Source organism: Caballeronia sp., assembly GCF_049581465.1.
GTDB lineage: Bacteria > Pseudomonadota > Gammaproteobacteria > Burkholderiales > Burkholderiaceae > Caballeronia.
In genome coordinates this window covers 1-7,361 of sequence record NZ_JBAUSA010000156.1, presented here as the reverse complement: position 1 = coordinate 7,361, position 7,361 = coordinate 1, and the positions used below count along the sequence as shown (strand labels likewise).

Below are 7,361 nucleotides of genomic sequence, written 5' to 3'. Positions count from 1 at the left end.
GAAGTTCCGCCCCGAACAGGGGCTAACAGAAATAAGCAAGAAAATCCGACTTAAGCAGAACGACCACGCTAGCAGATGGACTCAATGCTCTCCCCACACTCGCCGCAAGCAGTACCGCCCCACCCTCCCCCGGCAGCCCCGCGCCATTATCAATCCGAGTGATATACCTCTTGCAGCCCATACACCGGCGTCTCGAGCCCTTCCATCCGCGCCTTCAACTGCAGCGATAAATACTGCGAATAGTGACGCGACTGATGCAGGTTGCCGCCATGAAACCAAAGCGCAGGCTGCTGCGTAGGCTTCCACATGTTGCGCTGCTCCCCTTCCCACGGCCCCGGGTCCTTGGTCGTGTTCGAACCCAGTCCCCACACCTTCCCAACCTTGTCCGCCACCTCGCGCGAAATCAGGTCCGCAGCCCAACCGTTCATCGATCCATAACCCGTCGCATAAACGACAAGATCCGCTTCAAGTTCACTCCCGTCACTCAGCACGACCGAATGCTCCTTGAGTTCCACCACATCGACGCCGCTTTTCAGCTTGATCTTGCCATCGGCCACAAGATCCGATGCACCCACATCGATGTAATAACCCGACCCCCTGCGCAGATATTTCATGAAGAGACCGGACTCGTCATCACCGAAATCAAGCATGAAGCCCCTTTTTTCCAACCGGTCGTAGAACTCCGCATCGCGTTCCTTGATCGCCTTGTAAACGGGTATCTGGAACTCGTGCAGGATCTTGTACGGGACGGACGCAAACGTCATGTCGGCCTTCCATGTCGTCATGCCCGACGCCACCGCGCGCTCCGAATACAGGTCGCCAAGCGCCAAGTCCATCAGCGACGCCGACTTCACAATATGCGTGGACGATCGCTGCACCATGGTCACGTCGACGCCGGCTTCCCAAAGCGCCGCGCAGATATCGTGCGCCGAATTATTCGCGCCAATCACGACCACCTTCTTGCCCTTGTACGCATCCGGCCCAGGGTGTTTCGACGAATGATGCTGCTCGCCCTTGAACACATCCATACCCTTGAACTCAGGCATATTCGGCTTGCCAGACATGCCAGTCGCAAGCACGAGTTGCTTCGGCCGCAACGTGATCTTTTCACCTTCGCGATCGACTTCCACGATCCATTCGCCAGCCGCATCGTCGTATCGCGCTGAGGTACATGTCGTCGACCCCCAGTAATTCAGCTCCATCACCTTCGTGTACATCTCCAGCCAGTCGCCGATCTTGTCCTTCGGCGAGAACACAGGCCAGTTATCGGGAAACGGCAGGTAGGGCATGTGGTCGTACCAGACCGGATCGTGCAGGCACAGCGACTTGTATCGATTACGCCAGGCATCGCCGGGCCGCGCATTTTTATCGACGATGATCGAAGGCACGCCAAGTTGGCGCAGCCGCGCGCCCAGCGCAATGCCGCCCTGCCCGCCACCCACGACCAGGCAATACGGCTGCTGCGTGCGGCCCAGCGTCTCGCCTTCCGCTTCAATACGCTCCTTCCAGCTCGTACGATCGGTGCGCGCGCCATGCTCGGCGCCCATCGGACGCTTGCCGCCTTTCGGCTCTTCGTAACCTTTGAGTTCAGCCATCGTGGTGAGGAGAGTCCAGATCAGGCCGTCCTTTACGCGGATGAAACCGTTGCCGAGTGCAACGTCGGTTTCGAGGGTGATCCAGGCCTGCGCCAGGCCATCGGCTTCGGTTGGCTGCTCCCTGTCGTCGAGCCGCAGCTTCAACGGCTTGATCGCGGGCAACTGGGCGTCAAGCATCGCGGCTATCTGGTCGCGGCCTTCCATGGTCTTGATGTTCCAGGTGAACGCAACCAGGTCGCGCCAGTAGCAGTCCGGTTGAAACAACGCGACGGCCGCGGCGGTGTCTCCTCGCTTCAATGCAGCTTCGAGATTTTCCAGTACGGTCGAAATCGTCTGGTTCGGGGTGTGGTCAGGCATGGTCGCTCCTCCATGTGAAAGGATGGGTAAAACGTCGAGATAAAAACGCGGTTCTTCGCCCGCTGAAGTAAAAACTGAAGGCCGTTATTGTCGATGCGGCGGCACAATGTCGAATTTCGCTATGCGCCGGTAAAGCGTCGCACGTGAGACGCCCAGCGCTTTGGCAGCTTGGACCGGATGCCATTTCGCGTCGGTCATTGCGGCGATAATGCGGCTGCGCTCAAGCGCATCGGTGTCTGACAGCGCAGGCTGGGATTGCGGCGCATCCGGCTTTTTCTGCTCGGGCAACCGGCGCGACACACGGACAACCGGCGGCCGGACACGCGCGTAAAGCGGCGAACCCGTGCCCAGCAATTTCAAGGACATAAGGTCGCGCCCTGGCCGTACATCGAGCAGACGATCGGCGCGGATATCAAAGAGTTCGCCGACAGGGCGCGGCAGACGATCCAGCCCAGGCACGCATTCCTTCGCGCGACGGTTCGCGGCGATCGCGTTGCCGCGTACGTCGAACGCAACCAGGATTTCCGGCTGCGCCTCCACGTAGTGCCGGTTGCGATGCGCGAGCAACACCCAGTAATGCGTGGTCGCGTTCAGGAAGTAACTGTCTTCAATCAGCAACGCGCTTTGCCGCACGATGTGATTCACCAGCCGCTGGCTTTCTCGTTCGTCAGGTGAACGAATCGCCGAAGCGTCCAGCACACCGATCAATTCGCCTTCCAGCCCAAAGATGGGTGACGCGCTGCACGTAAGCGTCGTGAAGGCCGCCCGGAAATGGTCCGTCTTGTGCACCGTGATCGGTTCGGAATCGAGCAGCACCGCCGCGACGCCGCATGTACCCTCTTCGCGCTCCGACCAGCACGAGCCGGCATACAAACCCGCACGCTTGAAATCGTGACGCCGGTCACGATCAACCCGATAGTCAATGGTGACGCCCTGCGCGTCCGTCAGCATCACGCAGTAATCGGCTTCGCGAACCGTCTCGTGGAGTCGCGAAAGACACTGCCCCGATGCACGCAGGACGGTCTCTTCCCGCTGCTGGGCATCGCGTAGTTCGGGCACCGTCAAAATGCGCGGCCCCACGGTCGCGCCCGGATCGAGATGGTATTGCTCAAGTGAGCGCCGATACGACGACGCCAGCCGGGATGCATCGGCGCAGCCGATCATGCGGCCTTCGATGACGCTGCGCACGCGGTCGATGTGTCTCACTTGCGGAACATACGGCATGAAAAGCCTCCGAAACGGATTCGGCTCAATTGCAAAACGCTTAGGACGTTTTTTAGCATGTGTGGTCCGGGAGATCACACTGCAGCGCAGCATCGATTTCGATGAGACTTTTGTCTCAGCCGATCGGCTCGGTATTGGCAACCCGGGCGCCTGTTCCGAGCAGCGCCATCTTCCGGTACAGCGTGTTGCGCGAAACGCCCAGCATGCGCGCCGCCGCCGAGACGTTGCCGTTATGCTTCGACAGTGCTGCGGAAACAGCGGATAGCGCCAGGTCGTCTAGACGTGCGCTTTGTCTTGCGGCTAGCGGCTCGCCGTCAACTGCGCATTGTTCGTCGAAGAAATCTTGCGGCAGGTGACTCAGGTCGATGACGGTTTCGCCGTCGTCCAGCATCGCGCACGCCGTCCTCAGCACGTTCGCCAACTGCCGAAGGTTTCCTGGCCACGGATGCCGCTCAAACGCCGCCAGCGCCTCCCGCGACACCGCCACGCGCCTCTGCCCGGCGTACTCGGCCCGCAGAATTTTCTCGACGGTCATAGCAAGGTCCGTCCGCTGTCTCAGCGGCGGCAATGTCACCAGCAAGCCGTTGATCCGGTAGTACAGATCTTCCCGAAACTCGCCGTGCGCCACGCGTTCGCGCAGGTTGCGGTTGGTCGCGCAGATCAGCGCGAAGTCGACCGGCACGGATCGCGTGCTGCCAAGCGGAATCACCGAGCGCTCTTGCAGTACCCGTAGCAAGCGACTTTGGAGCGAGAGCGGCATGTCGCCAATTTCATCGAGAAACAGCGTGCCGCCATCCGCCTGCAGTATCTTGCCGGGCGCGCCACGCTTGGACGCCCCCGTAAATGCGCCCTCCTCGTAGCCGAACAACTCGGCTTCGATCAGCGTTTCCGGGATCGACGCGCAATTGACGGCCACGAACGGACCCTTGCTGCGCGGCGAATCGCGATGCACCGCGCTCGCCAGCACGTCCTTGCCCGTGCCCGTCTCTCCACCGATCAATAGCGCAATGTTCTTGCCGATCACCTTGCGCACGCGCTCGACTAGCGCTGCCACTTGCGGGTCGCCCGTCATCAGGTAGCGCAAGCCGGAGAATTTGATGTCAGGATCGGGCGCATGGCGGCGAGTCCCGGCATTACCTGAAACGCTGGAATCGCCCGCATCGACGGTCATCGCGATGGCGGCCGAGCGTCTCATCTCCACGTGTGCAAACACAGTGACGCCGCTGTGCAGGCACAGGGGCACGGCGCGGCCACCGCCCGCACCCGTACGCAGTCGGTCAGCCAGTTCGCCGCACGAGAGATTGAATAGGGACGACAGGGTATGCGCCCGCAACGCGGTAAGCGGCAGGCCAAGCTGGAATTGCGCACTGCGATTGGCCGACAGGAAGCGCCCATCCGGCCTGAACGCCGCGATGCCTTCCATCAAGGTGCCGATGAACTCGGGTCGTCCGTGAAAATGGATACGCACTGCTTCCGTGAACGCGCCCGTGAACAAATGGTTCTCGATCATCTGCGCGGACATCTTGGCGAGCGCCATGGTGTGTCGATGATGGCTGCGCCGATCGCCGGTAACGTCGAGGACGCCAAGCAGTTCGCCGAACGGATCGAGGATCGGCACGCTGGAACAGGCCAAGAACTGGTTGGCGCGCAGGTAGTGCTGGTCGCCGAGTACGGTCGTGGCGTTGCCCTCGGCGATCGCCGTGCCGATTGCGTTCGTGCCCTGGCGCTCCTCGCTCCACAACGCGCCCGCACGCAGCGCGACGCGGTCCGCGCGGGCGAGGAAATCGTCGTCGCCGAGCGAATGCAGGATAAGCCCTTCTGCGTCCGTCAGCGCGACCATGCTGTGGGTATTGACGATCTGTCCGTAGAGCGTTTCCATGACGGGCAGTGCATGCGAGCAGAGCGCGCAGTTCATCTCGCGCTTGAGGGTCAGGTCTGGCTTGTCGAGCACGCCGTAGTCGGGGTGCATGCTGACCGAGAGGCCGAAGCCGCGCGACCGCTCATGCGATTGCCTGATGATCTCGACTTCATCGATACAGCCGGCGCGCGCCTGCAAAACCGCTTCGGATCGGCTCAACGAAACCGGGTTCATTACCATTGTCTCCTCCGTCAGCCTGCGCGAGAGGAGTCGGTCAGTCGCTCCGCCCGTCGCGTGGTCGATAGGGACAATGTACCACTGCGACGGCAGTCAACTCACTGCGTGTTCCACCGGATGACCTGCGAGCCAGTCGTTTTCGGTATCCTCGAAAAGACGGGAGCGCGTGAGAAAACGCATGCCGCTGGGGCGTTCCAGCGAAAACATGCCGCCGTTGCCGGGCACGCAATCGATAATCAGTTGGGTGTGCTGCCAGTATTCGAATTGCGATTCGCTCATGTAGAACGGCACGCCAGCGATCTCGCCCAGCTTGACGTCCGATGAGCCGACCATGAATTCGGCGGTGGGAAAACACATCGGCGCGCTGCCGTCGCAACAGCCGCCCGACTGATGGAACAGCACGCTGCCGTGCTCGGCTTTCAGGGTTTCGATCAACGCGACGGCCGCAGGCGTTGCCACGACGCGCGAAACTGGGTTCTCGTTCATAAGGGTTTCGTTTCCACTGAACAATAAACGCGGCGAGCCGCGACGCGGCCCGCCATCGTGCTAATTTACGCTCTATCCGTTCAGAAGAACCCGAGCGGCTTCTGGCTATAACTCACCAGCAGGTTTTTCGTTTGCTGATAGTGGTCGAGCATCATCTTGTGATTTTCCCGGCCAATGCCCGATTGCTTGTAGCCGCCGAACGCCGCGTGCGCCGGATAGGCGTGATAGCAATTGGTCCACACGCGCCCAGCCTGGATGTCGCGCCCGAATCGATAAGCCCGCGTACCGTCGCGCGTCCACACGCCTGCGCCGAGGCCATAGAGGGTGTCGTTGGCGATCTCAAGTGCTTCGGCTTCGTTCTTGAACGTCGTCACCGACAACACCGGCCCGAAGATTTCCTCCTGGAAGATGCGCATCTTGTTGTGACCGCGGAAGACTGTGGGCTTCACGTAATAGCCGTTCTTCAACTCACCGCCGAGCGCATTGCGTTCGCCGCCGATCAGCAATTCAGCACCTTCCTGCTTGCCGAGATCGATATACGACAGGATCTTTTCAAGCTGTTCCTGCGATGCTTGCGCGCCGATCATGGTCGTCGAATCGAGCGGGTGACCCTGATGGATTGCCGCCACGCGTTTGAGTGCGCGTTCCATGAAGCGGTCGTAAATGCTTTCTTCGATCAGCACGCGCGACGGACAGGTACACACTTCGCCCTGGTTCAGCGCGAACATGGCGAAGCCTTCCAGCGCCTTGTCGAAGTAGCTGTCGTCTGCGTTCATCACGTCGGCGAAGAAGATGTTCGGGCTCTTGCCGCCCAGTTCCAGCGTCACTGGTATCAGGTTCTGACTCGCGTACTGCATGATCAGGCGGCCCGTCGTGGTCTCGCCGGTGAACGCAATCTTCGCGATCCGCTTGTTCGATGCGAGCGGCTTGCCCGCTTCCAGGCCGAATCCGTTCACCACGTTCAGCACACCCGGTGGCAGCAGGTCTTCGATCAATTCGATCAGCACCAACAGCGAAGCGGGCGTTTGTTCAGCCGGCTTGAGCACGACGCAATTGCCGGCCGCGAGCGCAGGCGCGAGTTTCCACACGGCCATCAGGATCGGGAAATTCCACGGGATGATCTGTCCGACCACACCAAGCGGTTCGTGAAAGTGATAGGCGACCGTGTCTTCGTCGATCTGCGAAAGCGAGCCTTCCTGCGCACGCACGCAACCTGCGAAGTAGCGAAAATGGTCGATGGCAAGCGGTATATCGGCGGCCATTGTTTCGCGTAGCGGCTTGCCGTTATCAATGGTCTCGGCCACCGCGATGCGCACCAGGTTCGCTTCCATCCGGTCGGCGATCTTGTTCAGGATGTTCGCGCGCTCGGCGGGCGAGGTCTTGCCCCAGGCAACCTTGGCCTTGTGGGCGGCATCGAGGGCGAGTTCGATATCGGCTTCGCGTGAGCGCGGAATGGAGGTGAACGGTTCGCCGGTGATCGGCGAAATGTTGTCGAAATACTCTCCGCCAACCGGCTTGACCCATTGGCCCCCGATGAAATTGCCATACTGCTTTTTGTACGGGAAATCGGTGTTCAGGAACTGCATCTCGGCGTGATTCATGTG

Annotated in this window: 5 protein-coding genes; all 5 read right to left on the bottom strand. The window is 60.7% G+C overall.

Translation table 11 applies throughout. The features are described from left to right. Positions 1–149: 149 nt before the first annotated feature. Positions 150–1,952 (bottom strand): NAD(P)/FAD-dependent oxidoreductase, encoded by a 1,803-nt coding sequence (locus tag WCA53_RS03945; protein WP_423905666.1) that lies wholly within the window; start codon positions 1,950–1,952, stop codon positions 150–152. 84 nt (positions 1,953–2,036) lie between these two features. Further along, positions 2,037–3,176, bottom strand: coding sequence for a GAF domain-containing protein (locus WCA53_RS03940; protein WP_423905665.1), 1,140 nt, complete (start codon positions 3,174–3,176; stop codon positions 2,037–2,039). Between the two features lie 115 nt (positions 3,177–3,291). Continuing rightward, a complete protein-coding gene (locus WCA53_RS03935) occupies positions 3,292–5,268 on the bottom strand; it encodes a sigma-54-dependent Fis family transcriptional regulator (protein WP_423905663.1) in 1,977 nt (658 codons plus the stop codon). A gap of 96 nt (positions 5,269–5,364) precedes the next feature. Then, positions 5,365–5,757, bottom strand: a complete 393-nt coding sequence (locus tag WCA53_RS03930) for a DUF779 domain-containing protein (RefSeq protein ID WP_423905661.1) — start codon at positions 5,755–5,757, stop codon at positions 5,365–5,367. An 80-nt stretch (positions 5,758–5,837) separates the two neighbouring features. After that, the gene (gene adh / locus WCA53_RS03925) at positions 5,838–7,358 is read right to left on the bottom strand and encodes an aldehyde dehydrogenase (protein ID WP_423905668.1); all 1,521 of its coding nucleotides are present in this window, start codon (positions 7,356–7,358) and stop codon (positions 5,838–5,840) included. Positions 7,359–7,361: the final 3 nt, after the last annotated feature.